The following is a 25,651-nucleotide window of genomic DNA, read 5'->3' as shown; positions in this document are numbered from 1 at the left end:
GGTGAGCGGGACGGGAGCCGATCGCGAAACCTCGAGGCCCCGGAGCGGATCCGCAGGGCAGCTTCGGCGCGAGGATGACCGGCACCTTCCCTGGCTGGAGGCAGACGAAGAGGAAGAGCCGGGAATCGATACAGGCCGGGCCATTGCCTTCGCGTTGATCGCGCTGGTGGTTCTGGGAGTGCTGGGGGCAGCGGGATGGTGGTTTCTGCAAGGATCCGGCGGATCGGCGGCGGCCGATGGCAGCACGATCGAAGCGCCCGATGCCCCCTACAAGGTTCGACCCGAAGATCCGGGCGGGAAAGTCCACCTCGGGACCGGGGACCTCAGCTTCGCGGTGGGCGAGGGGCGCACCCGGAAAATCCGCGTGGGGCAAGCCGAAGCTGCTGCCGTCACCGAAATCCCCGACGTCGAGCCCGACGGTGAGGTCGATGCCGAGGGAAGTGAAACGGAGCCCGCCGTGGGCGTGCAGGTCGGCGCGTTCAGCTCGAAGCAGGAAGCCCAGCGTGGCTGGTCCGATCTTCTGCGGCGGATTCCGGCGCTCGACGGCGTGAATCACCGGATACTGGAAGGGCAGGCCGACATCGGGACCGTGTTCCGCCTGCAGGCCGTAGCGCCGAGTGTCCCGGCCGCCGATGACTTGTGCCAGCGGATCAAGGCGCAAGGCGGCGCCTGCGAGGTCAAGCACTGACCGTATCCGCACGAGCTTGCGCAACGCGCCGCATCCTGCGAATTGCCGGGGCATGACGCCTGCCATCTTCAGCTTCGCCGGACCGCACCTCACCGATGCCGAGCGGGCTTTGTTCCGCGAGAGCGACCCGGCGGGATACATCCTGTTCGGCCGCAATGTGGAGAACCGGGAGCAGCTGAGGGCGCTGACCGATTCGCTGCGCGAAATACACGGGCGCGCGGACCTGCTGGTCTCAATCGATCAGGAAGGCGGGCGAGTGGCGCGGATGAAGCCGCCGGAGTGGGATGCCTATCCGCCCGCAGCCACATTCGGAAAGCTTTACGAACGGGCGCCGGCAAGCGCGATTGAGGCAGCCCGTGTCAACGCAGAGATCCTCGCGCTCGATCTGGCGGAGGTGGGCGTTACCCTCAATTACCTGCCGTTGCTCGACGTTCGCCAGCCGGGCGCCCACGACGTGATCGGGGAGCGGGCGTTCGGTGAGGACCCTCTCCGGGTGGCGGCGCTCGGCCGCGCGGTGCTTGACGGGATGGCCCGAGCCGGAGTGGCGGGCTGCATCAAGCACATGCCGGGCCATGGCCGGGCCTTTGCGGACAGCCACAAGGAACTGCCGACCGTCACCGCGAGCGAGGAGGAGCTGGAAACCGATCTCGCCCCGTTTCGTGCGCTGGCCGACGCGCCGATCGGGATGACTGCTCACATCCGCTATACGGCATGGGATGCGGAAAGCCCGGGTACACTGTCCCGGTTCGTGATCAATACGATCATCCGGGAGCGGATAGGCTTCGACGGCTTGTTGCTCAGCGACGATCTCGACATGGAAGCCTTGTCCGGCAGCGTGCCCGAACGTGCCAAGCAGGCGATTGCGGCGGGCTGCGACCTGGTGCTCAATTGCTGGGGCAAGTTCGACGACATGTCGGAAATCAGCCGCCGCTTGCCTTCGATGTCCGATGAAACCCGCCAGCGGCTCCACCGCGCTGTCGTGCGGACGGAGAGCAGCGAGGCGAGCGATCGAGCGCACCTGATCGCGAAGCGCGAGGCGCTGCTGAACCTGCTCAAGGATGATGGAGCGGTTGCCAACTGAGCCGAGCGGCTCTCCATTTGCGGGTCGCGCTGGAAAAGGCAAACCAAAGCGCCTAGATGAGGGGCGAGCTACTGGAGGTTTCCCGTGAATATCGGACCGTTTCAAATCCTGATCATCGCACTCGTGATCCTCGTGCTGTTCGGTCGGGGCCGGATTTCCGAGATGATGGGCGATTTCGGCAAAGGCGTGAAGAGCTTCCGCCAAGGCCTGAATGACGAGGACACAGCTGCTGCGCGCCCGCGAATCGAGGGGCCGAGCAACGAAGCCCAACCGACGGTGAAGCCGGTGTCCGAAGTCATGCCCGAATCCAGGCCGGTCGAGCCGGTCGACAAGAAAATCGGCTGAACTCCTTTAGGAAGCGCCCATGTTCGATATTGGCGCAACCGAGCTGTTGCTGATCGTCATCGTGGCCGTCGTCGTAATCGGCCCGAAGGACCTGCCGCTCGCCTTGCGAACCGCCGGGCGCTGGATCGGCAAGATCCGCCGCGTCTCCACCCATTTCCGCACTGGGCTCGACGCCATGGTGCGCGAGGCGGAAATGGAGGACATGGAGCGCAAGTGGCGCGAACAGAACGCCCGGATCATGGCAGAACACCCGGGCGGGGACGTGGTCGAAGGCGCACCGCCGCCGAAAACCGCCGCCAATCCGGGCCCTGAAGTGCCCGCCGGCGCGGAAGCGCGCCTGCCGCCAGTCGAGATGGAACCGCTACGCGAAAGCGAGGAGCCGCAATTGCCGCTCAACACGCCGCGTCCGCCGTCCTAAGGCGGTCTCATGGCTTTCCAGATTCGCGACATCGATGAGACGCAGGCACCGCTGCTGGATCACCTGATCGAGCTGCGTTCCCGGCTGGTGCGTGCCGTGGCCGCGTTTGCCGTGGCCTTTGCCGTCTGCATCTACTTCGCGGACGACATATTCGGAATTCTCGTCCGCCCGCTGACCGCCGCGTTCCCGGCGGGTGAGGGGCGGCTGGTCTATACCGCGCTCTACGAAGCGTTCTTCGTGGAGATCAAGGTGGCGATGTTCGCCGCGTTCTTCGTCAGCTTCCCGATCATAGCCAACCAGTTATGGGCCTTCATTGCCCCGGGACTTTATTCCAACGAGAAGAAGGCGTTCCTGCCGTTCCTGATTGCGACCCCGGTGCTGTTCACGATGGGTGCGTCGCTGGCTTATTTCGTCGTGATGCCGACCGCGTTCCGCTGGTTCCTGGGATTTCAGGGTGTGACTGGGGGACTGCGCCAGGAAGCGCTGCCCGCGATGGGTGAATACCTCAGTCTGGTGATGCAGTTCATTCTCGCCTTCGGGGCCAGCTTCCTGCTCCCGGTGCTGCTGATGCTGCTCAACCGTGCGGGGATCGTCTCGCGGGAGCAGTTGGTCACCGCACGCCGTTATGTGATCGTGGCGGTGTTTGCTGTTTCGGCGGTAATCACGCCCCCCGACATAATTTCCCAGCTGATGCTGGCGATCCCGCTCCTGATCCTGTTCGAAGGCTCGCTGTTGGTGATGCGTTTCAGCGAGAACAAGGCCGCGAAGCAGGAGGCTGCACAGGCGGAAGAGGCGGTATCCACCTCCGATGTGCCGCCCCCTGCCTGACCGGGAAGTCCAGGACTTCAGGCGGCGGTTTCCGGGTCAGCAGGCAGGTGATCGGTGCCATATCGCCGAAAATGTGTGATCCGGCCTAGGTCTAACAGGCAAGAGATTTTCGTTTGCGGCGCCGTGCGCGCCAGACAAATAAAGCGTACCGCACTGTCGCCATCATTAATCCCAGGATGGAGCCTATGAAAAAGTTTCCGCCCCAGCTCGATTTTTTTGCTCCCTGATCGAGCCCGTTCAATTGCTTCTCACGCGTGATGCGGGATGCAACTGTAGCCCCGGTATCGTCGTAAATTGATAGAATGATGTTACTACCTTTGAAGGGAAAAACCTCAACCTCGACCCTCATGGGCAACTGGTTGCGTAAGGAGCTCGGGAAGCAATCGGACGCCAGGTACTCTGCACCGCAGCTTAACCCCACTCTTTGGCCACTAGTTTTCGTCAAGACTAGTTGACGCTCTCGATAGCCCGTCCGATGGAGCTCACCCGTGATCTTGACCGGTGTGACATTCACAGCCGCTTCACTGATACCGACGCGATCACTGATGTTGAGAGATGCATAGAAAAGCGCTGCACCCAACGGAATTAGCACCCAGTTGCAGAACAGACTCGTTTCGACCCAATCCCAAAATCTATTTGTTGACGCGCCGCCGTGCTCAGAGGCCTCCGGCTCGCTCACCGTGCTAATTGCCCGGATCCTCGTAGAGCTTGCGGCCGCCGACCCAGGTTTCCAGAACCCGGGCGTTCCGCAGTTCCTCCGGGCTGGCTTGCAGCGGGTTGCGGTCAAGGATCACGAAGTCCGCCCTTTCGCCGGGGATCAGGCGGCCAAAGTGTCCTTCGGCAAACCCGGCATAGGCCGCTTCCGCCGTGTAGGCGGCAAGGGCTTGTTCCCGGCTGATCGTCTCCTGCGGCTGCCATCCGCCCGCCGGTTGCCCGCTGGCGTCTTCCCGGCTGACCGCCGCAGCCATTCCGGCGAAGGGATCGGGCGCTTCCACCGGGGCGTCGGACCCGAAGGCGAGCGTGGCGCCCGCTTCGAGGATCGAGCGCCACGCATAGGCACCGGTGAGCCGTTCCGGTCCCAGTCGTGCTTCGGCCATCAGGCGGTCGGAAATCTGGTGGACCGGCTGCATCGAAGCGATGACGCCGTGCTGGCCGAAGCGGGGAATGTCCGCCGGTTCGACGATCTGCGCGTGCTCGATCCGCCAGCGCCTGTCTCCCGTGAAGTCCTGCGACAAGTCGTCAACTGCGTCGAGCACCTCTGCGTTGGCGGCATCGCCGATCGCGTGAACGGCGACCTGGAAATTGTTCATTGCCGCCCGGCTCATCAGGTTGCGCAGCTGCGTTCCGTTGAGCAATTGCAGCCCTTCGCTGTCCGGTGCATCGGCATAAGGCTGCTTGAGCGAGGCCCCGCGCGAGCCGAGCGCTCCATCGAGATAGAGCTTGATCCCGTTCAGGCGCAGCCGGTCCTCGTAAAGCCAGGGGGTAGGGCCGCTGCCACCGATCATGAGCATTTCGGGAATGCCCTTGGCGTAGGACATGATCCGAACCTGCAGCCGCCCCTCATCGCCTGCGCGGCGGTAAGTCATCCAGTCCTCAAGGCTGGTCCCCATGTCGGCAACCGCCGTGACACCGTTCCGCAGTAGCGCCTGCTGCGCTTCCTGAAGCGCCAGATCCCGGTCCTGCGGGCGGGGCGTCGGCACGTGATCCGCGACCAGCGCGCGCGCGGCATCGACCAGCACGCCTGCCGGCTGCCGGGACTTCGGTAGCCGCTCAATCCGTCCGCCTGCCGGATCGGCGGTTTTCGCGGTAATGCCTGCCGCCTTCAGAGCCAGGGTGTTCGCCCAGCCGGCGTGGCTGTCCACCCGATCAAGCCAGACGGGCCGGTCGGGTACCACCGCGTCGAGCTCGGCAGCGGTGGGGAAGCGCCCGAGGCCCCACAGTTCCTGATTCCATCCGCGACCGATGATCCAGGGACGATCCGGGTTCGCGGCGGCGTAGGCTGCGATCTTCGCCTGCGCTTCTTCCAGCGACCGGGTGTCGGAAAGATCGAGCGTCAGCGCCGCAAAACCGAGCTCCATCACATGAGCGTGGGCATCGATCAGGCCGGGGATGACCGTGCGGCCTTCTCCGTCGACCCGGTAATCGGGACGTTCGGCCGGGCGTTCCCCGCGCTGAAGGATTTGCACGATCCGCCCGTTGTCATCGATCAGCATTCCGGAGAAGCGGGCGATATCGCCGTTGCGGTCGGCCGAGATGCCGTCGATGTTGTCGACCAGGATATCGGCCAAAACCGGTGCGGGGAGGGTCAGAAGAAGCGCCGCCGCCAGTGCGCGCACGATCATCGTCCTTCTCCCTTCGGCAAGTGGCGGATCAGCGCGCTGGTGTCCTGCCGTCCGCCGCCCTGGGCCTGGACCTGGCCGTAAAACTGATCGACCAGCGCGGTGACCGGCAGCGAGACGCCCATTGCGCGGGCTTCTTCCAGTGCGATGGCGAGATCCTTGCGCATCCAGTCGATTGCGAACCCGAAATCGAATTCGCCCCGCGCCATCGTGTTCCAGCGGTTCTCCATCTGCCAGCTTTGCGCAGCGCCTCCGGAAATCGCTTCGAGCACCTTGTCCATTTCGAGCCCTGCCTCCGCAGCGAAACGAACGGCTTCGGAAAGTCCCGCGAGCGTTCCGGCGATGCAGATCTGGTTCACGGCCTTGGTGGCCTGGCCCATCCCCGCATCTCCGACATGAACGATGCGCGCGGCATAAGCCTCCATCACCGGACGGGCGCGCTCCATCGCGTCAGCACTGCCGCCGCACATGATTGCCAGTCGGCCGTTTTCGGCCCCGGCCTGACCGCCCGAAACCGGCGCATCGAGGGCAAGCACGCCGGCCCCTTTCGCTTCCTCGGCGATACGGCGGGCGAGCGCGGGCGAAATGGTGGTGTGATCGACGAACAAGGCGCCGCGTTCCATCGCAGCCAGCGCGCCGTCGTTACCCAGCACGACTTCGGTAAGGTCCCGGTCGTTACCGACGCACGTCAGCACGATGTCCTGGCCACGCGCCGCTTCGGCCGGAGTAGCGGCCGAGGCGACATTCAGGCCCTGGGCTTCATGCCGTTCGACCCATTCGGCTGCGCGCGAAGCGGTCCGATTGTAGACGGTTACCCGGTGCCCGGCGCGGGCAAGATGGCCGGCCATCGGCGCGCCCATGACGCCGAGACCGAGAAAGGCGATGCTCTTGCTGGTGCTCATGGATCGTTCCGTGCCGTCTTGGAGCGGTGAAAGCAATCGGGAGCTTGCGGTGAAAATCGAGCGTTTCCCTTGCACCGCATTTTCCGATAGGCCGCGCATGATGAGCGATACCCAGACTCTCGAGCCGACCGTCACGATCGATGACGTGAGGGCAGCGGCCCAGCGCGTGTCCGGCGCGCTGGTGCGCACGCCGACGATGCACAGCCGCACTCTTTCCGAGATCACTGGGGCGCAGATCTGGCTGAAGTTCGAGAACCTGCAGTTCACCGCATCCTACAAGGAACGCGGGGCGCTGAACAAGCTGCTGGTGATGGACAAGACGCAGCGCGACCGGGGGGTAATCGCCGCGTCCGCCGGCAATCACGCGCAAGGCTTGTCCTATCACGGCACCCGGCTGGGCGTACCCGTCACCATCGTGATGCCGCGCACCACGCCGATGGTGAAGGTGATGCAGACCGAGCAAGTCGGCGGCAAGGTGGTGCTGGAAGGGGAGACCTTCGACGATGCTGCCGCCCACGCCTGCAAGCTGGAGAAGGAGCTTGGGCTCACCTTCGTGCATCCGTTCGACGATCCGGCGATTGCAGCCGGGCAGGGGACCGTCGCACTCGAGATGTTCGAGGATGCGCCCGAGATCGACATGCTGGCGCTGCCGATCGGCGGCGGCGGGCTGGCCACGGGCGTGGGCACGGTGGCGCGGGCGTTAAAGCCCGATGTCGGGCTGATCGGCGTCGAGGCGAAGCTGTACCCATCGCTTTACAATCGCCTGAAGGGCACGGACCTGCCTTGCGGCGGCGATACCCTGGCTGAAGGCATTGCCGTGAAGGAGCCGGGGGTTTTTACCGGCGGGGCACTGGCGAAGCTGCTGGACGATATTGCGCTGGTCGATGAGCCGGCGCTGGAAAGCGCCGTCGCGCTGCTGTTGCAGATAGAAAAGACCGTGGTCGAAGGGGCCGGCGCGGCCGGGCTGGCCGCCGTCTGCAGCCACAAGGAATTGTTCGCCGGCCGCAATGTCGGGATTGTCCTGTGCGGCGGGAACATCGATACCCGCCTGCTTGCAAACGTGCTGCTTCGCGACCTTGCCCGTTCAGGCCGACTGGCGCGCCTTCGGATCACCCTGCAGGATCGTCCTGGTGCCTTGTTCAAGGTGATGCGCGAATTCGACCGGCACCAGGTCAACATCATCGAGATCTATCACCAGCGGATCTTCACCACCTTGCCCGCCAAGGGGCTGGTGACCGACATCGAATGCGAGGCGCGCGATCGCTTCCAGCTCGATGCGCTGATCGACGCCTTGAGGGCCAAGGGCTACTCCGTCGGCCATGTGGAGCTTAACTGAGCCTCGGCACTTTCCCGGATGGATTTAATCCTGCTTTTGCCCCAAGATACGGCTATCGTAATGGCTGAGTCCCACACCGGTGCCAGAGATCGTGATTCGTTGGCCCGGAACTGATTGAAAGAGAGACCGCCAGTCCCGTGACGGCCCCAGTTCGTTTCCCCCGCTTCTATGTGACGAGCCCTGCGCCGTGCCCGTATCTTGCCGGACGGACGGAGCGGAAGGTCTTCACTGAGCTGAAGGGCCGTCATGCCGAGCAGCTCAACGATGCGCTTGGGCGGATCGGGTTTCGTCGCAGTCAGACGGTCGCCTATCGCCCCAGCTGCGTGCAGTGCCATGCGTGCGTTTCGGTGCGCGTGGTGGCGAGCGAATTCAAGCCTTCCTCCAGCCAGCGCCGGAGCCTGCGGCGCAATTCGGATCTTGTCGTTTCCGAATGCCAGCCATGGGCCACAGCGGAACAGTTCGAGCTGCTGCAGCGCTATCTCACGGTCCGTCATCCAGGCGGCGGCATGGCCGCGATGGACGAAATCGATTATGCCGACATGGTGGAACACACCGCCGTCTCGAGCTTTGTGATCGAGTACAGGGAACCTTCCGTAGACGGGCAACCGGGACGCTTGATCGGGGCGTGCCTTACCGATCGGCAGGGGGACGGGTTGTCGATGATCTACAGCTTCTACGACCCGGAGCATGGGGCGCGCGACGGGCTTGGGAACTTCATCATCCTGGATCATATCCGCCGGGCTGCCGAAGCGGGCCTGCCTTATGTCTATCTTGGCTATTGGGTCGAAGGTTCGCAGCGGATGCAGTACAAGATCCGCTATCGTCCGGTCGAGCGGCTTGGACCCAATGGATGGTTGCGGTTCTCCGATGCCGAACAGGACACGCTTATTGCTGCCGCATCCGGGCACCATTCCGGCCGGACTCTGCCGGTGGGCGGGAGCGGGAAGGACGGGACGCCTGGCGGCCAGAAGCAATACGATCTGGGCTGACCGGCTCACCGGGGTCATCGCTGCCGTTCTTGCGGCATCATCCACGGTTCTAGCCGGGCCGGTGAGCGCGCAGGACCCGGACGCCGCTTCCCGGCTGGAGGAGCTGATTCCCGATTCCGCGGTGGAAAATCCGGTGGAATGGGCGCAGCAGGGCTCGCCTCCCGAAGTGGAGGTGCTCGAGGACGCCCCCCCTGAAGTCCAGGCGAATTCGCCGCTGGCCGAAATGCCGCTGGTCACTGTGCCATGGCCCGAGGAAACCGAGCTGCCGCTGCTCGCGCCCCTCGATGCCGAGGACGACATCCAGTTTGCTGACCTGGGGATCGAAGGGCCGGCCGCACTGGGCCTCGAAGATGGCTTCGAGGTCGAGATTTCCAACGAGCTCGCTCTCGTCTTCCCATCCGACGATACCCTGTTTCCAGAACGAGACGAATTCGTCAGCCGCTTCCGTTCGCTTTCGACCATCGAGCAGCTGGAGGATGAGAACGTCACCGCCCGGCTGGCTGCTCAAGCCCAGGCGGACCAGGACCTGCTGGAGCGCCTGCTCCGGATCTACGGCTACTACGAAGGCCAGGTCGTCCGCAGGACGGCTGAAGTTGCTGGTGTGGAAGAACCTGCCGAAACCGCCCCAAGCGTGCGCTTCGATGTCATGCCCGGCACGCAGTACACGTTCTCCGAAGTCGATCTCGGGGCGCTGGACGAAGCGGGTGAAGACTACCCGCTGCTGCGCAACGCCTTCGAAATCGAGGCAGGCGACCCGATCCTGGCCGACAAGATCGTCGAGGAGCGCTATGATCTGGACGAAGCGCTCGGTGAGAATGGCTATCCCTTCGCGGAGATAGAAGAACCCGAACTGCTGATCGACCATGCAACGGACATGGGCGACCTCGTCCTGCCCGTTACGCCGGGCGGCAAGTATGCCTTCGGCCGGGTGATCAGCGACATGCCGGATTTCCTGTCCAGCGAGCATCTTGCCACCATCGCGCGGTTCGATCCCGGCGATACCTACCAGCGCAGCCTTGAACTCGACTTGCGGCAGGCGCTGCTTGCCACCGGGATCGTCTCCAGCGTCACCGTCACCCCGGTCGTGGCCGAAGAGCCGAGCGCGGGCGACCCCGGCACGGTGAATCTTGAGGTGGGCATCACGCCCGCGGAGCTCAGGACCATTGCCGGATCCATTGGCTATGGCACCGGGGAAGGTTTCCGGGCCGAGGCGAGCTGGGAACACCGGAACCTGTTCCCGCCTGAAGGCATGGTACGGGCGCGCGTCATCGCGGGTACCCAGGAGCAGTTGCTCGGCGTCCTGTTCCGCAAGAGCAACTTCGGCGGGCGCGACAGGATCCTGACTCTCGATGCCTATGCGACGACGATCGACAGCCAGGCCTACGATTCACAGAGACTGTCGTTCATCGCCAGCTACGGGCGGGTCAACACCCTCTATTATCAGAAGTCCTTGACCTGGTCGGTCGGGCTTGAACTCGTCGCGAGCAAGGAACGGCCGCCGAGGGTCGATGACTTGCCGCAGCAGCCGTACCAGACCTATTTCGTCGCCGCGATTCCCCTGCAGGCCCAGATCGACACGTCGGACGACCTGCTGAACCCGACCGAGGGGTTCCGGGTCGGCGGCATGCTTTCACCCGAGATATCGCACACTGGCGGCGCGGAAAGTTTCTACCTGCGCAGCCGGGTGGATGCAGCCTACTACCGGCAGATGAGCGAGAAGGTGATCCTCGCGGGACGCGTGCGGTTCGGCAGCATCCCCGGCGCGCCGATCAGCGCGATCGCTCCGTCACGGCGTTTCTATGCCGGTGGCGGTGGATCGGTTCGCGGCTACGGGTATCAGGCGATCGGACCGCGCAACGAATTGGGAGAGCCGAGTGGCGGCCGATCCGTGACCGAGCTTTCGCTGGAAGGCCGGATTCAGACCGGCCTGCTGGACGGTGCCGTGTCGATCGTGCCGTTCATCGATGCAGGCTCCGTCAGTACCAGCCCGACGCCGACCTTTGACGAAATCAAGATCGGCGCGGGCGTCGGCATGCGCTATCTCACCGGCTTCGGCCCGATCCGCGTCGATGTCGGCATCCCGCTCAATCCGGGGCCGTACGATGCTCCGGTCGGGGTTTACGTCGGCCTCGGGCAGGCTTTCTGATGAGCGAAACCGATGCCCCGGAACTGGTAATCGATCCCCGCGCGGGAGAAGAGGCAGCGGAGCCCGAAAAGCCCCGGAAGCGGTCGCTTCCTCTGCGCATTCTGCGGTGGCTGGGTATATTCCTGCTGGGTGTCGTCGCGCTGATGCTGGCCGCGGTTGCCTATCTGCACACCTCACCTGGCCGACAGCTGATCGTCGAACAAATCGCGAAGTTCGCCCCGGCATCGGGCCTGACGGTCCGGGTCGGTAGGATCGAGGGTTCGGTCCTGTGGAGCGCGACGCTCCACGGCGCGCAGTTCTACGACGCGAACGATACGCTGTTCCTGGAAGTCCCGGAAATCGATCTCGACTGGCGGCCCTTCAGCTTCTTCTTCAGCGGCCTCGACCTGCGTTATTTGGTGCTGCACGAGGGGACCTTGCTCGCCGCTCCGGAATTGAACCCCGGCGATCCCAATGCCCCCACCCTGCCGAACTTCGATATTCGGGTCGATCACTTCGTGGTCGATGACTTGCGCATCGCCCGCGGCGTCATCGGGGAAGAGCGGATCATCGACTTTCGTGCGAGCGCGAACGTCACGGACGGCCTCGTCTATATCGATGCCGCCGGACAACTCGGCGGCGGAGATCGCTTCACCGCGCTTGTCCATGCCGAGCCGGATGGGAACGTCTTCGATCTCGAACTGGACTATGTCGCCCCGCAAGGCGGCTTGCTGGCCGAGCTTACCGGCGCGAGGGAGGATTTGCGGATCCACGCGGCCGGGGATGGCACCTGGCAGGAATGGACTGGCGCACTGGTGGTAAACCAGGGCGGCGCCCGGCTTGCCGCGCTGAAGCTCTACGAAACCGCGGGACGCTACAAGATCGTAGGCCAAGTGGCGACGGACGGCTATGTCAGCGGCTTGCCGGCCGACGCACTGGGCAGCGTGGTCTCCGTCGCCGCCGTGGGGACGCTGCAGAACAGCGTTCTGGCTGGCGGCGTTTCCGTGCGCGGAGAGGGTGTCAGCGCCGATGTGCGCGGATGGGTGGACCTGGCGAACAACCGGGTCCGGCAAGTCCGGGTCGAGGCACGCCTGCTCGATCCCGATCTCTTCGGGCCGAACGTGGAACTGGAGGACGCCCGGCTCGAGGCGGTGCTCGACGGCGCGTTCCGCAATCTGACCATCCCGCATGAACTTTACGTCGCCCGGGCGGATCTTGGCGGCACCATCCTGGTCGATGTCGTGCAGAAAGGGGTGGCGGTCTACACCGGCTCTCGTCTGGCCCTGCCGATAAACGCTGCCGTCCAGCGGATCGTCACCGGAAACGAACTGGCCGATCCCCGACTGGTAAACGGGCGGATAACCGGCCTGCTGGTCTACACCGGAGACAGGCTCGTCTCCGAAGGACTGGCGATCGCCTTCCCGGGGCTGCGCGCTAATCTGGCGCTCGACGGCGATCTGTCGCGCGGTCTCTACCAATTGAGCGGACCGGTGGACGTGCGTGGGTTCCCGGTTGAGAACGTGGGTGTCGTCGATCTGAACGGCAGGATCGCTTTCCGGATCGGCAGCGACACTCCCTGGGCGCTCAGGGCCAACGTGGCGGGACGCCTGACCCAGGTGACGAACGCTACGCTCGCCAACCTCGCCGGCGAGAACATCCGCTTCCGGGGGAAAGTAGCGCTCGGCGCCGGACAGCCGATCGTCCTCGACAATGTCGAATTGACCGGAAGCAAGCTTCAGCTTCAGCTCGATGCACAAGTCGTCGACGGGGAAGTAAGGATCACCGGGCGCGGGCGGCACGTGGAATATGGCGCGTTTACTGTCGAGGCGGAGATGGCCGAAGACGGCCCGCGCGCGGTGCTCGTGTTCGAAAACCCCCTGCCTGCGGCAGGGCTGCGCGATGTCCGCGTGGCGCTTTCGCCAAGCGGTGACGGCTTCCGCATCGAGGCGGAAGGCCAGTCGATGCTCGGGCCGTTCAGCGGCTTGTTCAACCTCTACGCTCCGGAAGGCGGACCGACACGCGTATCGATCGAGCGGCTTGAGGTCTCCGATACGCTGGTCACCGGAGACATCACGCTGGTGGACGATGGAGTCGCCGGCACGCTGCGTCTTGTCGGGGGCGGGGTCGACGGTACGGTCGAGCTCATTCCGCGGCCCGGCGGGCAGGGCTTCGATGCCCGGCTCGTCGCCGACAACGCCCGCTTCGGTGGAGCCACTCCGCTAACCATCCGGAGTGGGACGGCCGAATTGACCGGCGTCATCGGCACGAACACTGTCGTGGAAGGCACCGTTCGCGCCGAAGGCGTCGAGTATGGATCGCTCTACATCAGCCGCCTTGCCGCGACGGGAGAGTACCGCAACGGACGCGGCACCTTCGACGGATCGCTGATCGGGCGACGCGGTGAGACTCCGTTCCGGCTGCAGCTGACCGGCACGGCCACACCGGACCGGATTGCGGCTGCCATACGCGGAACCTATGCGGGCCGGCCGATCTCGATGCCGCGGCGCGCGGTTCTGCTGCGGACTGAGGATGGTGGCTGGGAACTGCAGAAGACTCAGGTCTCCTTCGCCGGCGGCTACCTGATCGCGGAAGGCCGGTTCGGCGGTGACGCACCGGCAAGCGGGCGGGTGGCTTTGGCTGAAGTGCCCCTGTCGGTAGTCGATATTTTCGCAGGCGATCTCGGCCTGGGCGGGACTGCATCGGGGGTGATCGAATTCCAGACAGGCCCCAACGGCCTCCCGACGGGAGAAGCGCGCCTCCTGGTAGAAGGGCTCTCCCGTTCCGGGCTGACCCTGTCCTCCCGGCCGATCGACCTCGCGCTGGTGGCCGATCTTTCGCCCGATGTGCTGCAGGCTCGCGCCTTGATGACCGACGAAAGCGGCACACGCGGACGGTTCCAGGGCCGTATCGCGAACCTGCCCGCGACCGGCTCCCTGATGGAAAGACTTCAGGCGGGCAGTCTCTTCGCCCAGCTGCGTTACGACGGCCCGACCGACGCCTTGTGGCGCCTTGCAGCCGTAGACATTCTGGATATCACCGGAAACATCGACGTGGCCGCAGATATTCGCGGCAGCCTGCAGAATCCGCAAGTCAGCGGATCGCTCGCCGGCGACGATCTGCGCGTGGTGAGTTCCCTGACCGGTACAAGCCTGCGGGACGTGGACGCACGGGGACGCTTCTCCGGGTCACGGCTCCAACTCACCCGGTTCAGCGGGGTAGCGCCGAATGGCGGCACGGTGACCGGCAGCGGCACGGTCGACTTGTCCAATCTGGGGGCGGGGCGCGGACCGCAGCTGGATATTCGCGCGGCTGCAGTGAACGCCGAAATCCTCGATCGCCCGGGCATGGAAGCAACGGTTACCGGGCCGCTCCGGATCGTTTCGACCGGTATCGGCGGTACCATCGCCGGGCGTCTGCGGATCGACAAGGCGTACTGGCAGCTGGGCGGGGCCGTCGCGGCGGAGGACCTGCCGAGCATCCGGACCCGGGAAATCAATATGCCGGAGGATCTGAGCCCGCCGACCGCACCGGGGGCGCCGTGGCGGTTCCTGATCAACGCTTCCGCCAATGACGATATCGAGGTCGACGGCATGGGTCTCGACAGCGAATGGAGCGCCGAAATCCGCCTGCGCGGCACGACCGACGATCCTCGCATCGGCGGTGGGGCAGAGGTGATTCCACGCCAGGGCTTCTACTCGTTCGCCGGCACACGGTTCGATATCACCCGTGGGCGGATTGCCTTCGACGAAAGCGTGCCGATCGATCCCCGCATCGACATTCTGGCCGAGACGCAGGTAAACGATCTCGCGGTGGCCGTATCTGTCACCGGCAGCGCCTTGCAGCCGGACATCGAATTCTCCTCGACGCCCTCGCTGCCGGAAGAAGAGATTCTGGCCCGGCTTCTGTTCGGCGGATCGATCAGCAACCTTTCCGCCACCGACGCCCTGCAACTGGGGGCGGCGCTTGCGTCCCTGCGCGGCGGCGGCGGACTGGATCCGATCAACAAGCTGCGGGAGGCCATCGGGCTCGATCGCTTGCGGCTCGTTCCCGCCGACCCGGCGCTGGATCGTGAAACTGCGGTGGCGCTGGGCAAGAACTTCGGGCGCCGGCTCTATGCGGAGATCATCACGGACGGGCGTGGCTATAACGCGACATCGGTGGAATACCGGATTACCGGCTGGCTTTCGCTTCTCGCGACGGTTTCGTCGATCGGCCGTGAAAGCGTCGCGGCCGCGTACAGGAAGGACTACTGAGCCTGATCAGGAGACGGGCGGAACCGTCTTTAGCAATCCGGTCACCGGGATGGCGACTCCGTTGCTCCCCTGCTTCGCAGCTCCGCTGATGCGTACCACGGAGCCGTTTTCCGTGCTTATCAGGATCCCGCTGGGGTCGCGGGTGAAGCGCAGCGTGCGGTCCCCCATGGTCTGGATCTCCACCATGTCCTTATCGACCAGTGCCGCCTCGATGTCGTCCGGCGTCAGGTAGCCGGGCACGATATGGTCGCGCAGGACAGCCGCGATCAGTGGGCGCTGTTCCGGCTCGCGCAGCCACGTGCCTTGATCCGCAAGTCGGACGAAGACCGCATCCTCCGGCGCGAAGATCGTGTAGGATCCGACCCCGTTGAACAGCTGCATCAGGCCGGTATCGTCCAGCACGTCGGACAGAACCTGCAGTTGGGGCGCTTCGGCGATTTCCGCCGCCAGAGTCTCGCGGGAATGCACGACAGCCATGACCGGCTTCTCGATCGTGCTCTCGTCATCGTTATCCGAACAGCCGCCCAGCCCACCAAGCGCGACCGCTCCCAGCAGAGTTGCGAGCCGCAGCGCTGTTCGTCCTGCCTGCACGCGTCCTCTCCTCAATTCGCCATCAGTTCGATCGCGGCCCTGACCAGCCGAGTGGCCGGATCTATCTCGTAGATGTAGCCGTCGCTGTAACGGTAGACGGCGTTCGCCCGATCGATATAGTGGTCCCGGTAGCCCACCGGAATATTGTAAAGATCATACCCGGGCGGGGCCTTTTCCCCAATGGCGAAGCGATCGCCTGTCAGCATCGCCGCGATGGAGGTGATCGCGCTGCTCCGGGGTTCGATCCGATAGATTACGTTGTTGGCGTAACGGTAATCCGTACTCGAGCCCAAAGCGTACAGATCGACGTAGTAGTCGGGCATCTCCACCGGCTGGTACGAGGATGGCCAGCCATTGCCGACCGAAAGCGCGCCTCCCAGCAGTGGCACGTAACCGGTGACGCGGTCCCCGCTGCGGCGCAGAAGATAGCCGTCGTGATAGACGTAACGGCCATCCAACTCGGCAAGTCCCCACCACTTCGGCTCCAGCGATACCCAGGAACGGGAACGCGCCTGTCCGGGCGGCAGGCATCCGGTTCGCTCGTTGGTCAACCCTGGAGGGCAGCCGCCGATCAGGGGGGTGGGACGCGATACTCCGGGATCGTACCCAAGGCGTGTGCCCTTCAGCGAGAAATAGCGGTTTCCATTCACGTCGATGGAGGCCGGCTCGGTGGCGATCCGACGCGCTTGTCTCAGCCGCTGCTCATCGCGGCCGCGGCGCGGCGGGCGCGTTACAGGCGGCCTGACCGCTGGCCCGGCTTCGGCTGCCGCGGCGGGGATCGCGGAAGCATTCTCTCGGCCAACGGGGCCGTTCTGGCGAGGTCGTGGCGCGTCAGTGTCGGCAACGGGGGGATTTCCGCGCGGACTGCGGCTGGCGGGTGAAACGGTGCCGGGCCCCCTGCTGCCGCGATCAGGTGCGGCGGCAGGCGGCGAACGCTCGGCGTTCGGCTCAGCCCTTTCCTCCATGGCTGGGCCTTGCACGTCCTCTCCGGCGCTTTTGTTCTTGCCGTTCTCCGGGGCCGCCTGAGCAGTGCCGACGGCCAGCGCGAGGGCGGCCCCCAGCAGCAACTTGCGCATGAAACTCTACTCCTTTGGGTCAGAACCCTCCGGCGAACGGCACGGTTCCCGCCCAAGGCATCGCAGCGTTTCAGTCTGGAGAGGCGTAGAGCCTCGCCTCATCCGCCCGGCGATTGCGCAAGCCCTGCATCGGCTTGCCATCATTGAATATCCATTTGCCGAATTCAGCCCGGGCGCCGGCGAAATCGCCCCCCTTGTGCTTTCGGGTCAGCGTGGCAGTCGCAATCTTCCCGGTGTTGTAGTGAAACGACACCAGGGCATCGAACTGGTTCTGGCTCGTCGGCGCATCGCCGATCGTCCGCGCGACTTCATCGACGTAGCGTTGAAGCTCCTGCAGGAACCGCTCGTCGCATTGCTCCTGGTTCCAGACGACGCCCGGCCGGATGTCCGAACCGGTGGAGCCCCAGCCGATCGTCCAGGGATGTCCGTCCTTGCTGCCGGGATCGGGATAGGCTTCAAACCGTCCGTCCGCGCGCCGTTTTGCGCAGCCTTCCCATTTCTGGATGAGCTTGAGGCCGCCGGCACCCACGGTGCGGGAAGCCGTACCGGCTTCAGGCGGGGAAGCGGGCGCCACGGAGTTCGGCAAGACGGCCAAGGCCTGCTCGATGGCAGCATCCAGCGCGTGCACTTCATCCTGACTGAAGCCGCGCCCCAGAAGAACGCGGACAGTATCGAAGATCGGCTTCGGATTCATGATCGTCTCCTGCGAGTCGAGGAGCACGCTAGGAACCTGGATAAAGCGTAGGAAAGAGCTGTTTTTGCAGCCGCAACCGGGCAGCCAAAAAAAAGGGCGTCCGGATCGCTCCGAACGCCCTTCCTGTGCCGTATAACCGGCGATCAGGCGCTGTAGTACATGTCGTACTCAACCGGGCTGGGGGTCATCTCCCAGCGCAGCACTTCTTCCCACTTCAGGTCGAGATAGGCGTCGACCTGATCCTTGGAGAAGACGTCGCCGCGCAGCAGGAACTCATGGTCTGCCTGCAGCGACTCCAGGGCTTCGCGCAGGGACGCGCAGACGGTCGGAACCAGGGCGAGCTCTGCCGGCGGCAGGTCGTAAAGGTTCTTGTCCATCGGATCGCCCGGATGGATCTTGTTCTGGATCCCGTCGAGGCCGGCCATCAGCAGCGCGGCATAAGCGAGGTAGGGGTTCGCCAGCGCATCGGGGAAGCGGAACTCGACGCGCTTGGCCTTTTCGCCCGCACCGTAGGGAATCCGGCAGGATGCCGAACGGTTGCGCGCAGAATAGGCAAGCAGGACCGGTGCTTCGAACCCGGGAACCAGCCGCTTGTAGCTGTTGGTACCGGGATTGGTGAACGCGTTCAGCGCCTTGGCGTGCTTGATGACGCCGCCGATGAAGTACAGGCAGGCATCGGACAAGCCGGCGTAGCCGTTGCCGGCGAAGGTCGGCTTGCCGTTTTCCCAGATGGACATGTGCGTGTGCATGCCCGATCCGTTGTCGCCCTTGATCGGCTTCGGCATGAAGGTCGCGGTCTTGCCGTAAGCCTGCGCGACCATGTGCACCACGTACTTGTAGATCTGCATCCGGTCGGCCGTCTGCACCAGCGTGCCGAACGTCAGACCCAGCTCATGCTGCGCCGCGGCCACCTCGTGGTGGTGCTTGTCGCACGGCAGGCCCATCTCGATCATGGTGGAGACCATCTCGGCACGGATGTCGGTCGCGCTGTCGACGGGAGCGACCGGGAAGTAGCCGCCCTTGACGCGCGGCCGGTGGGCCATGTTGCCCGCGCCGTATTCGGTGTTGGTGTTGGTCGGCAGCTCGATGTCGTCGAGCTTGAAGCCGCTGCCGTTGTAGTCGTCATAGAAACGAACGTCGTCGAACATGAAGAACTCGGCTTCGGGTCCGACGTAGATGGTGTCGCCGATGCCGGTGCTCTTGAGATAAGCCTCGGCGCGCTTCGCGGTGGAGCGCGGATCGCGGGCGTAAAGTTCGCCGGTCGAAGGCTCGACGATGTCGCAGAAGACAATCATCATGGGCGTCGCGCTGAAGGGATCCATGAAGACCTCCTCCAGATCGGGCTTCAGGATCATGTCGGATTCGTTGATCACCTTCCAGCCCGCGATCGACGATCCGTCGAACATCAGGCCTTCTTCAAGCTCGTCCTCGCCCAGCAGGGACGACACCATGGTCAGGTGCTGCCACTTGCCCTTGGGATCAGTGAAGCGAAGGTCGACCCATTCGATCTCTTCGTCCTTGATCCGCTGCACGACTTCCTTTGCACTCGGCATTGTCTTCCTTCCTTGCAATAGCTGGCTTGTCCGGTCCCCGCTGAGGGTCCGAAGCGAGTTCAGAGCGCGGCGTCGTCCTTTTCGCCGGTGCGGATGCGCAACGCGAATTCAACCGGGGTGACGAAGATCTTGCCGTCGCCGATCCGTCCCGTCTGCGCGGCCGCGGCGATCGCCTCCACCACTCGCTCCGCCAGTTCGTCCGCGACGACCACCTCAAGCTTAACCTTGGGCAGGAAGTCGACCACGTACTCGGCGCCGCGATAGAGTTCGGTATGGCCCTTCTGACGGCCGAAGCCCTTGGCTTCGAGCACGGTGATGCCGGAAACGCCGACTTCGTGCAGCGCTTCCTTCACTTCGTCGAGCTTGAACGGCTTGATGATGGCTTCGATCTTTTTCACCTACATCCCTGCGCGAAATTTCCGGCGCGCGGATTGCCCGCCGCCGGATCTTGTCCGAACAATCCTGACAATGCCCTTCAAGAATCGTGCCAGTTCGCAGGCCAACTCAAGAATCACGCCAGGAGCGTGGTGCAAGGGGTAGACAATCACCGGTGCCGGCGAAAGGGGCCAATCGCGTGCGGACGCTGCCATGAGGCATTCCGTCGGGTCCGGTCGTCCGGTCTGGATAAAAACCGGGCAGGGTGTGCCCGTTTTTCAGGCATTCCTAGAGGCGCAATCCTGCAGCCTCGTGCAGTCCGGCCATCAGGTTGAGCGATTGCACCGCAGCTCCGCTGGCACCTTTGCCAAGGTTGTCGAGCACGGCCACCAATCGCGCTTGCGATCCGTCCGGGCTGGCGAACACGGAAAGCTCCATCGCATCGGTCGGCGCACGCGATCCGCGCAGCAGCAGTTCGCCGTCTGCTGGTTCTTCGCCCATGCGGACAATTCGGCTGCCTTGATAGAATCGGGCCAGTTCCTCCCGCAGCGCCTCGGGGCTGGCAGCCCCTTCCATCGCGGAGAGGGGCAGCGGTACCTCCACCACCATGCCGCGCATGGCGGGGATCACGGCCGGAGTGAACAGGGGTGAGCGGGAAAGCCCCGCCCGCGCCTGCATTTCAGGCACGTGCTTGTGCCCAAGCTGGAGCGCATACCCGCGCCAGGCGATGTCCCGGTCGTCTTCGAAGCGGGCGATCAGCGCCTTGCCGCCGCCGGAATAGCCGGACACCGCGTTGCAGGTGTAAGGCCAGTCGGCAGGAAGCAGGCCGGCCCGTATGAGAGGCGCCAGCAAGGCAATGAACCCGGTTGAGTAACAGCCGGGATTGGACACGCGCCGGGCGTTGGCCACTTCGTCGCGGCCCTCCACTTCTGGAAATCCGTAGACCCAGCCCGGCGCGACCCGGTGCGCGGTCGAGGCATCGATCACGCGGGTGGTGTCGTTGCCGATCATCGCCACCGCTTCGCGCGCTGCGTCGTCGGGCAGGCAGAGAATGGCGAAATCCGCAGCGTTAAGCGCTTCGGCCCGCGCCGCATCGTCCTTGCGCCTGGCCTCCGGAAGCGCGATCAGCTCGAACTCGGGCCGCCCCGCCAGCCGATCGGCGATTTCCAGCCCGGTGGTCCCCGCGGCTCCATCGATAAAGACCGTCTGCGCCATCAGGGGATCGCCTCCAGCAAGTCGAGCCGGATGTAACCGACCGGCCCATCCAGAGACAGGCAGCCCCACGCCCAGGCGCCGGTGATGTCGAGCACTTCGAAGCTCTCACCTTCCGCCAGATCGCGAATCGCGGGCGCGCTCTCGCTTGGCGCATCGTGCAAGGTGGCGCCGCCGGTCAGGACCGCGCGGGGTTGCGGCACCGCATAATGCGGCACGAAATATCGCCCGGCGAGCGCGACATGTGCAAGATCGCCTCGCAGCGGCAGCGTGCCGGGAGCCGGGCGGGGAGCGGGTCCGGCAAGCACGTAAGGCCCATGCGTCGACGAATCCGGCTGAAGTGTTGCGGCGCTGTTGTTCACCTGAGGTCCTGCGGCTCCTGTGCGGAAACCGGCGCGATTAGACCGGCAGAGGCGAACGGGCAAGAAGGGCGCGTGAGGTCGTTCAACCGAAGCGGTCCCGCAGCATGTGCCAGGCCGCTCGCAAGCCCAGGGCTTCCCCCCCCTTGGGCCGACCCGGCTTGGCGGCCGGCCGCCAGGCGAAGGTATCGAAATGGGCCCAATCGATCCCGTCCTCCACGAACTTGTCGAGGAACAATCCGGCGACGCTGGCCCCTGCATACCCGTTGGCAGGACTGTTGTTGATGTCGGCGATGTCGGATTTCAGCCACTCCCGGTACGCGTCGGGCAAAGGCAGGCGCCACACTTCGTCGTCATGGGTCTTGCCCGCATGGGTCAGCGCTTCGGCCGTTTCGTCCCGGCGAGTGAACAGCGCAGGAAGATCGGGGCCAAGCGCTACGCGGGCTGCGCCGGTCAGGGTCGCGAAATCGATCACCAGTTCAGGGGCGCTTTCGCAGGCAAGCGCCAGCGCATCGGCCAGGATCAGCCGCCCTTCGGCATCGGTGTTGCCGATTTCGACCGTCAGCCCCTTGCGGCTTTTCAGCACGTCGCCCGGACGGAAAGCGTTGCCGGAGATCGCGTTTTCAACCGCCGGGACCAGCAAGTGCAGCCGCACCTTCAGCCCTGCGCCCATGATCAGCCGGGCCAGCGCGATTGCGTGGGCCGCGCCGCCCATGTCCTTCTTCATCAGCAGCATTCCCGCTGAACCCTTGATGTCGAGCCCGCCCGAGTCGAAGCACACGCCCTTGCCGACTACCGCCAGGCGCGGCGCATCCTCGTCGCCCCAGATCAGCTCGATCATCCGCGGCGCGTGACTGCGCGCGGCGGCCCGGCCGACCGCGTGGACCATCGGGAACTGCTGTTCCAGCCCGTCACCCCGGGTCACTTTTACCTCGGCCCGGAACTGTCTGGCCAACGCCTCGACTTCGGCTTCGAGCTGGGCCGGCCCCATATCCTCGGCTGGGGTGTTCACGAGATCGCGCACCAGGGCGACGGCTTCCGCTTCGGCGATGGCCGCTTCGATCGCGGCTACTTGCCGGGTCAGCAGGATACGCGGGCCGACGGAATCGGTCTCCTCCCGGTACCGGGTGAAGCGATACTGCGCCATCTGCCAGCCGTGCAGGGCCGGGCCGGGCTCCGCACCTTCGATCCGGTAGGTTCCGGCCGGTAGCCTCTCCGCCAAAGGAGCGAGCGACCAGCTGTTGAGTTCCGCCGGATCGGCCACCCCGCCGACGGCAAACCAGCTGTCCTGGTCGGACACGATTCCCACCGGGCCATCGCCCCCGGAAAACTTCTGCGCGGCGAGCGCCGCCTGCTGCGCCGGGTTCAGGTTTTTCACGAAGTCGGCTAGGCCGGCCTTGCCCACAAGGTGGATCGAGGTGGCTTCCTGCTCGCGATCCGGCTGGATCAAGTCATTTTCGATGCTCATGCTTCAGGGCTTGCCCAAAACCGGCGCGTTTGGAAAGGTCAGGCGATGCGACACGCCTTTGCGATACTGGTGGCAATCATCCTGAGCGGATGCGGGGAAACCGCCGACAGCCCGCCTGTGCGGGAGCCGGAAGCGAGAGCGGTAACCGCAACGGCAACCGCCAGCTCTTCGTCATCGGGCGCCTCCGCCAGCGCACCCGCAGGAGAAAGCGGCAACGGCGCGCGCGCGGTTTCCACCGAAACCGACGCCTACAGCTTCGCCTATGCCTATCCCGAAAAAGCGGGTGCGATCCCCGGGCTTGCCCGGCTGCTCGACACCCGGCTTGAAGAAACGAAGGCGAACCTCGCTGCCGCGGCGAGCAAGGACCGAGCCGAGATGCAGGATAGCGGGTCTCCCTTCCGCCCGCACAGCCATGAGACCAGGTGGATGGTCGTGGCCGACCTGCCGGACTGGTTGAGCCTTTCGGCGCAGGCCTACTTCTATTCGGGCGGGGCGCACGGGATGACCACGTTCGATTCGCTCGTATGGGACAAGCGCGCCGGCCGCGCGCTTCAGCCCACCGACTTCTTCGGTAGCGCCAGCGCGTTCTCGGACACGGTACGGGAATCCTTCTGTGCCGAGCTGGACCGGCAGCGCGCGGAAAAGCGCGGCTCTCCTGTCGACAAGACGGATGAGATCTTCGGCGCCTGCATCGATCCGGTCGAAAATTCGACCCTGATCCTCGGGTCGTCCAACGGACGGACCTTCGACCGGATCGGTTTCCTGATCCCGCCCTACAACGCCGGACCTTATGCCGAAGGGACCTTTGAAATCACGCTGCCCGTGACCCCGGCCGTGCTGGCGCGCGTGAAGCCGGAGTATCAGGCCAGTTTTTCGACCTTGCGCTGATGCGCTCGCAATTCGGCGTTTTCGACACTAGATGAAGGCCCATGACCCAGTACCAGCATATTACCGGCACCGAAACCGTCCTGCGCGACGGCACGATCAAGCTCCATGGCCCCGAAGCGTTCGAGGGAATGCGCAAGGCGGGGCGCCTCGCCGCCGAAATCCTCGATGCGATGGCCCCGCTCGTGCAGCCGGGCGCGTCGACCGAGGACCTGGATCGGACGGTGCGCGAAATGATGCTGGACGGCGGAGCGGTACCGGCGACGCTTGGCTATCGCGGGTATACGCACAGCTGCTGCATCTCGATCAACCACGTGGTGTGCCACGGGATTCCGTCGTCCAAGACGCTGAAAGACGGTGACATCCTCAACATTGACGTGACCCCGCTGCTGGATGGCTGGCATGGCGATTCCAGCCGCATGTACATCGCGGGCGATGCTTCGCTGAAGGCCCGCCGGCTGGTCGAGGTGACCTACGAATGCCTGATGATCGGGATCGAGAAAGCCAAGCCGGGCGCGCGGCTGGGTGATATCGGCGCAGCGATCCAGAGCCACGCCGAACAGTACCGCTACGGCATCGTGCGCGAATTCTGCGGCCACGGCCTTGGCCGCTTGTTCCACGATGCACCCGAAGTCGTGCATGCCGGAAGGGCCGGGACCGGGCCGGAACTGAAGCCGGGCATGTTCTTCACCATCGAACCGATGATCAATCTCGGCAAGTCGCCGGTGAAGCTGCTCAATGACGGCTGGACCGCGGTGACGCGCGACAAGAGCTTGTCCGCGCAGTTCGAACATTCGATCGGGATCACCGAGGACGGCTGTGAAATCTTCACCCTCAGCCCCAGGGGCCTGCACAAGCCGCCTCACGAATAAACGGCTGAGCTCAAGGGGAGCGTCAGCCCTCGCGCGCGGCCCGAATGGCCGCGCCGCCGGCAAACGGCGCCATCGCCACCAGCAGCAGGCTGATCGCGGCAGTCAGCGCAAGGCCGCCTTCGCCGCCGGTCGAAAGGCTTCCCGCGCCGAAGATCAGGATTGGCACCGCCAGCGGGATCAGCAGCAGCCCGGCCATCGCCGCGCCGGAGCGCAAGGACACCGTCAGCGCCGCGATCGTGACGCCGATTGCGGCCAGCCCCGGTGTTCCGACCAGCAGGCCAAGCTCGACCGTTCTCAGCGTGGGGCCGTCGATCCCGAGCAAGGCGGCGGCGGGCAGGGCGGCGATCATCAGCGGCGGACCGAAGCTCAGCCAATGAGCAAGCACCCTCAGCGCGATGACGGCTTCCTCCGCAATTCCGCGCAAGGCCCACTGATCGAAGAACCCTTGTTCGAGATCGGGCGCAACCAACCGGTCGAGCGGGAGGATCGCTGCCAGCAGGGCCGCGACCCATATCACGCCTCCGCCGGTCCGGGCCAGCAGCGGCGCATCCGGCCCGACCGCGAATGGATAGAGCACCGTCACCGCCAGGAAAAACAGCAGCGGCAGCAGTGTCCCTCCTCGCCGGCCGCCGGGAAGCAGCAAGGCAAGATCGCGCTTCAGGATGGCCAGCAGCGGGCTCATGGCGCGTAGTCCGCGATGGCCAGCTTGCCACCGGGCAGGGTGAACGGCTGGTGCGAGGCGACGATGGCAATGCCGCCGTCCCCGCAATGTTCAGCAACCAGTCGCTGGCAATCGGCCGCCGCATCAATGTCGAGGCCGTTCAGCGGCTCATCCAGCAGCCAGACCGGTGCGCGCTGGCCGATCAGGCGAGCAAGGGCGGCGCGCTTCCGCTGACCGGTCGAAAGGTACCGCACCGGGACATCCAGCAAGTCGGCAAGGCCGAGCCGGTCCACAGCTGCCCCCGGTCCATCGATCGTCTGCCAGAACCCGAGCGCGTGGCCGAGCGGCAGGTATTCGTCGAGTGCAGGCCGCTCATTCAGCAGCGCGATCGCGCCGTCCCGCTCCACCGTGCCGGCGAACGGGCGCAGCAGTCCCGCAAGGATGCGGATCAGGCTCGACTTGCCGGTGCCGTTCGGCCCGGCAACCTGCAGCGCCTCACCGGACGCGAGCGAAAGCGACAGGCGCCGGAACAGCAGCCGATCCCCCCGAAGGCAGGCAAGATCCTTGGCAACAAGCGAGCACCCATCCATTGCGCGATGCG

At 64.9% G+C, this 25,651-nt stretch carries 24 protein-coding genes; 11 read left to right on the top strand and 13 right to left on the bottom strand.

What is annotated here, in order from left to right:
* Position 1 precedes the first annotated feature (1 nt).
* The 5 genes from ELY13_RS01320 (at position 2) to tatC (ending at position 3,360) form a co-directional block, all read left to right on the top strand.
* The gene (locus ELY13_RS01320) at positions 2–688 is read left to right on the top strand and encodes an SPOR domain-containing protein (RefSeq protein WP_126172068.1); all 687 of its coding nucleotides are present in this window, start codon (positions 2–4) and stop codon (positions 686–688) included.
* A gap of 52 nt (positions 689–740) precedes the next feature.
* Positions 741–1,769, top strand: a complete 1,029-nt coding sequence (gene nagZ, locus ELY13_RS01315; RefSeq protein WP_126172067.1) for a beta-N-acetylhexosaminidase — start codon at positions 741–743, stop codon at positions 1,767–1,769.
* Positions 1,770–1,853: 84 nt separating this feature from the next.
* The gene (gene tatA, locus ELY13_RS01310; protein WP_126172066.1) at positions 1,854–2,114 is read left to right on the top strand and encodes a twin-arginine translocase TatA/TatE family subunit; all 261 of its coding nucleotides are present in this window, start codon (positions 1,854–1,856) and stop codon (positions 2,112–2,114) included.
* Between the two features lie 19 nt (positions 2,115–2,133).
* Positions 2,134–2,532 (top strand): Sec-independent protein translocase protein TatB, encoded by a 399-nt coding sequence (gene tatB / locus ELY13_RS01305; protein ID WP_126172065.1) that lies wholly within the window; start codon positions 2,134–2,136, stop codon positions 2,530–2,532.
* A 9-nt stretch (positions 2,533–2,541) separates the two neighbouring features.
* Complete coding sequence (gene tatC / locus ELY13_RS01300; protein WP_126172064.1) at positions 2,542–3,360, top strand: twin-arginine translocase subunit TatC; 819 nt, start codon at positions 2,542–2,544, stop codon at positions 3,358–3,360.
* Between the two features lie 91 nt (positions 3,361–3,451).
* On the opposite strand, the gene ELY13_RS14905 is transcribed toward tatC, so the two are convergent.
* Genes ELY13_RS14905 through ELY13_RS01285 form a run of 3 tightly spaced genes read right to left on the bottom strand, consistent with a single transcriptional unit; the run spans position 3,452 to position 6,601 of the window.
* A complete protein-coding gene (locus ELY13_RS14905; RefSeq protein ID WP_164549671.1) occupies positions 3,452–4,039 on the bottom strand; it encodes a hypothetical protein in 588 nt (195 codons plus the stop codon).
* A gap of 4 nt (positions 4,040–4,043) precedes the next feature.
* A complete protein-coding gene (locus tag ELY13_RS01290; protein WP_126172062.1) occupies positions 4,044–5,702 on the bottom strand; it encodes an amidohydrolase in 1,659 nt (552 codons plus the stop codon).
* Positions 5,699–6,601 carry an NAD(P)-dependent oxidoreductase gene (locus ELY13_RS01285; protein WP_126172061.1) on the bottom strand — a complete coding sequence of 301 codons (903 nt, stop codon included), beginning with the start codon at positions 6,599–6,601 and terminating at the stop codon, positions 5,699–5,701. Before ELY13_RS01285 ends, ELY13_RS01290 begins: the two co-directional genes overlap by 4 nt.
* 100 nt (positions 6,602–6,701) lie before the next feature.
* On the opposite strand from ELY13_RS01285, the gene ELY13_RS01280 reads away from it, so the two are divergent.
* From ELY13_RS01280 to ELY13_RS01265, 4 genes are all read left to right on the top strand, one after another.
* On the top strand, positions 6,702–7,937 hold the full coding sequence (locus tag ELY13_RS01280) for a threonine ammonia-lyase (protein WP_420897410.1): 1,236 nt from the start codon (positions 6,702–6,704) through the stop codon (positions 7,935–7,937).
* 137 nt (positions 7,938–8,074) lie between these two features.
* Positions 8,075–8,926, top strand: coding sequence for an arginyltransferase (locus ELY13_RS01275; RefSeq protein ID WP_126172059.1), 852 nt, complete (start codon positions 8,075–8,077; stop codon positions 8,924–8,926).
* 61 nt (positions 8,927–8,987) lie between these two features.
* On the top strand, positions 8,988–11,072 hold the full coding sequence (locus ELY13_RS01270) for an autotransporter assembly complex protein TamA (protein WP_241233481.1): 2,085 nt from the start codon (positions 8,988–8,990) through the stop codon (positions 11,070–11,072).
* Positions 11,072–15,304, top strand: coding sequence for a translocation/assembly module TamB domain-containing protein (locus ELY13_RS01265; protein ID WP_126172058.1), 4,233 nt, complete (start codon positions 11,072–11,074; stop codon positions 15,302–15,304). Before ELY13_RS01270 ends, ELY13_RS01265 begins: the two co-directional genes overlap by 1 nt.
* Positions 15,305–15,310: 6 nt before the next feature.
* On the opposite strand, the gene ELY13_RS01260 is transcribed toward ELY13_RS01265, so the two are convergent.
* The 8 genes from ELY13_RS01260 to ELY13_RS01225 all read right to left on the bottom strand — a co-directional run bounded on the left by ELY13_RS01260 (position 15,311) and on the right by ELY13_RS01225 (position 22,632).
* Complete coding sequence (locus ELY13_RS01260) at positions 15,311–15,895, bottom strand: fasciclin domain-containing protein (protein WP_126172057.1); 585 nt, start codon at positions 15,893–15,895, stop codon at positions 15,311–15,313.
* Between the two features lie 11 nt (positions 15,896–15,906).
* Positions 15,907–16,971, bottom strand: coding sequence for a hypothetical protein (locus tag ELY13_RS01255; RefSeq protein WP_126172056.1), 1,065 nt, complete (start codon positions 16,969–16,971; stop codon positions 15,907–15,909).
* A 70-nt stretch (positions 16,972–17,041) separates the two neighbouring features.
* Positions 17,042–17,665: a lysozyme gene (locus ELY13_RS01250; protein ID WP_126172055.1), complete on the bottom strand. Its 624-nt coding sequence runs from the start codon at positions 17,663–17,665 to the stop codon at positions 17,042–17,044.
* 143 nt (positions 17,666–17,808) lie between these two features.
* On the bottom strand, positions 17,809–19,218 hold the full coding sequence (glnA, locus tag ELY13_RS01245) for a type I glutamate--ammonia ligase (protein ID WP_126172054.1): 1,410 nt from the start codon (positions 19,216–19,218) through the stop codon (positions 17,809–17,811).
* Between the two features lie 59 nt (positions 19,219–19,277).
* Positions 19,278–19,616, bottom strand: a complete 339-nt coding sequence (locus ELY13_RS01240; RefSeq protein ID WP_126172053.1) for a P-II family nitrogen regulator — start codon at positions 19,614–19,616, stop codon at positions 19,278–19,280.
* Between the two features lie 265 nt (positions 19,617–19,881).
* On the bottom strand, positions 19,882–20,808 hold the full coding sequence (argC, locus tag ELY13_RS01235; RefSeq protein ID WP_126172052.1) for an N-acetyl-gamma-glutamyl-phosphate reductase: 927 nt from the start codon (positions 20,806–20,808) through the stop codon (positions 19,882–19,884).
* Positions 20,808–21,167, bottom strand: coding sequence for an SH3 domain-containing protein (locus ELY13_RS01230; protein ID WP_241233480.1), 360 nt, complete (start codon positions 21,165–21,167; stop codon positions 20,808–20,810). Before ELY13_RS01230 ends, argC begins: the two co-directional genes overlap by 1 nt.
* Positions 21,168–21,249: 82 nt before the next feature.
* Positions 21,250–22,632, bottom strand: a complete 1,383-nt coding sequence (locus tag ELY13_RS01225) for a leucyl aminopeptidase family protein (RefSeq protein ID WP_126172051.1) — start codon at positions 22,630–22,632, stop codon at positions 21,250–21,252.
* Positions 22,633–22,677: 45 nt separating this feature from the next.
* On the opposite strand from ELY13_RS01225, the gene ELY13_RS01220 reads away from it, so the two are divergent.
* Positions 22,678–23,520 (top strand): DUF3298 and DUF4163 domain-containing protein, encoded by an 843-nt coding sequence (locus ELY13_RS01220; protein WP_126172050.1) that lies wholly within the window; start codon positions 22,678–22,680, stop codon positions 23,518–23,520.
* Between the two features lie 41 nt (positions 23,521–23,561).
* The gene (gene map, locus ELY13_RS01215; RefSeq protein ID WP_126172049.1) at positions 23,562–24,389 is read left to right on the top strand and encodes a type I methionyl aminopeptidase; all 828 of its coding nucleotides are present in this window, start codon (positions 23,562–23,564) and stop codon (positions 24,387–24,389) included.
* 22 nt (positions 24,390–24,411) lie between these two features.
* Here the strand turns inward: map and ELY13_RS01210 are convergent, their stop codons facing one another.
* Both ELY13_RS01210 and ccmA read right to left on the bottom strand, forming a co-directional pair.
* On the bottom strand, positions 24,412–25,071 hold the full coding sequence (locus ELY13_RS01210; protein WP_126172048.1) for a heme exporter protein CcmB: 660 nt from the start codon (positions 25,069–25,071) through the stop codon (positions 24,412–24,414).
* Positions 25,068–25,640, bottom strand: coding sequence for a heme ABC exporter ATP-binding protein CcmA (gene ccmA, locus ELY13_RS01205; protein WP_126172047.1), 573 nt, complete (start codon positions 25,638–25,640; stop codon positions 25,068–25,070). The genes ELY13_RS01210 and ccmA overlap by 4 nt, the downstream gene beginning before the upstream one ends.
* Positions 25,641–25,651: the final 11 nt, after the last annotated feature.

This window comes from Altericroceibacterium xinjiangense (genome assembly GCF_003958635.1).
GTDB classification, from domain to species: domain Bacteria; phylum Pseudomonadota; class Alphaproteobacteria; order Sphingomonadales; family Sphingomonadaceae; genus Altericroceibacterium_A; species Altericroceibacterium_A xinjiangense.
This window is presented reverse-complemented; position numbering and strand designations above follow the sequence as displayed.

Coding starts and splice junctions, on each gene's coding strand:
- map (WP_126172049.1), top strand. CDS start 23,562: ATGACCCAGTACCAGCATATTACCGGCACCGAAACCGTCCTGCGCGAC.
- tatB (WP_126172065.1), top strand. CDS start 2,134: ATGTTCGATATTGGCGCAACCGAGCTGTTGCTGATCGTCATCGTGGCC.
- ccmA (WP_126172047.1), bottom strand. CDS start 25,640: ATGGATGGGTGCTCGCTTGTTGCCAAGGATCTTGCCTGCCTTCGGGGG.
- ELY13_RS01290 (WP_126172062.1), bottom strand. CDS start 5,702: ATGATCGTGCGCGCACTGGCGGCGGCGCTTCTTCTGACCCTCCCCGCA.
- ELY13_RS01250 (WP_126172055.1), bottom strand. CDS start 17,665: ATGAATCCGAAGCCGATCTTCGATACTGTCCGCGTTCTTCTGGGGCGC.
- ELY13_RS01225 (WP_126172051.1), bottom strand. CDS start 22,632: ATGAGCATCGAAAATGACTTGATCCAGCCGGATCGCGAGCAGGAAGCC.
- ELY13_RS01265 (WP_126172058.1), top strand. CDS start 11,072: ATGAGCGAAACCGATGCCCCGGAACTGGTAATCGATCCCCGCGCGGGA.
- argC (WP_126172052.1), bottom strand. CDS start 20,808: ATGGCGCAGACGGTCTTTATCGATGGAGCCGCGGGGACCACCGGGCTG.
- glnA (WP_126172054.1), bottom strand. CDS start 19,218: ATGCCGAGTGCAAAGGAAGTCGTGCAGCGGATCAAGGACGAAGAGATC.
- ELY13_RS01285 (WP_126172061.1), bottom strand. CDS start 6,601: ATGAGCACCAGCAAGAGCATCGCCTTTCTCGGTCTCGGCGTCATGGGC.
- tatC (WP_126172064.1), top strand. CDS start 2,542: ATGGCTTTCCAGATTCGCGACATCGATGAGACGCAGGCACCGCTGCTG.
- ELY13_RS01255 (WP_126172056.1), bottom strand. CDS start 16,971: ATGCGCAAGTTGCTGCTGGGGGCCGCCCTCGCGCTGGCCGTCGGCACT.
- ELY13_RS01220 (WP_126172050.1), top strand. CDS start 22,678: ATGCGACACGCCTTTGCGATACTGGTGGCAATCATCCTGAGCGGATGC.
- ELY13_RS01210 (WP_126172048.1), bottom strand. CDS start 25,071: ATGAGCCCGCTGCTGGCCATCCTGAAGCGCGATCTTGCCTTGCTGCTT.
- ELY13_RS01280 (WP_420897410.1), top strand. CDS start 6,702: ATGAGCGATACCCAGACTCTCGAGCCGACCGTCACGATCGATGACGTG.
- nagZ (WP_126172067.1), top strand. CDS start 741: ATGACGCCTGCCATCTTCAGCTTCGCCGGACCGCACCTCACCGATGCC.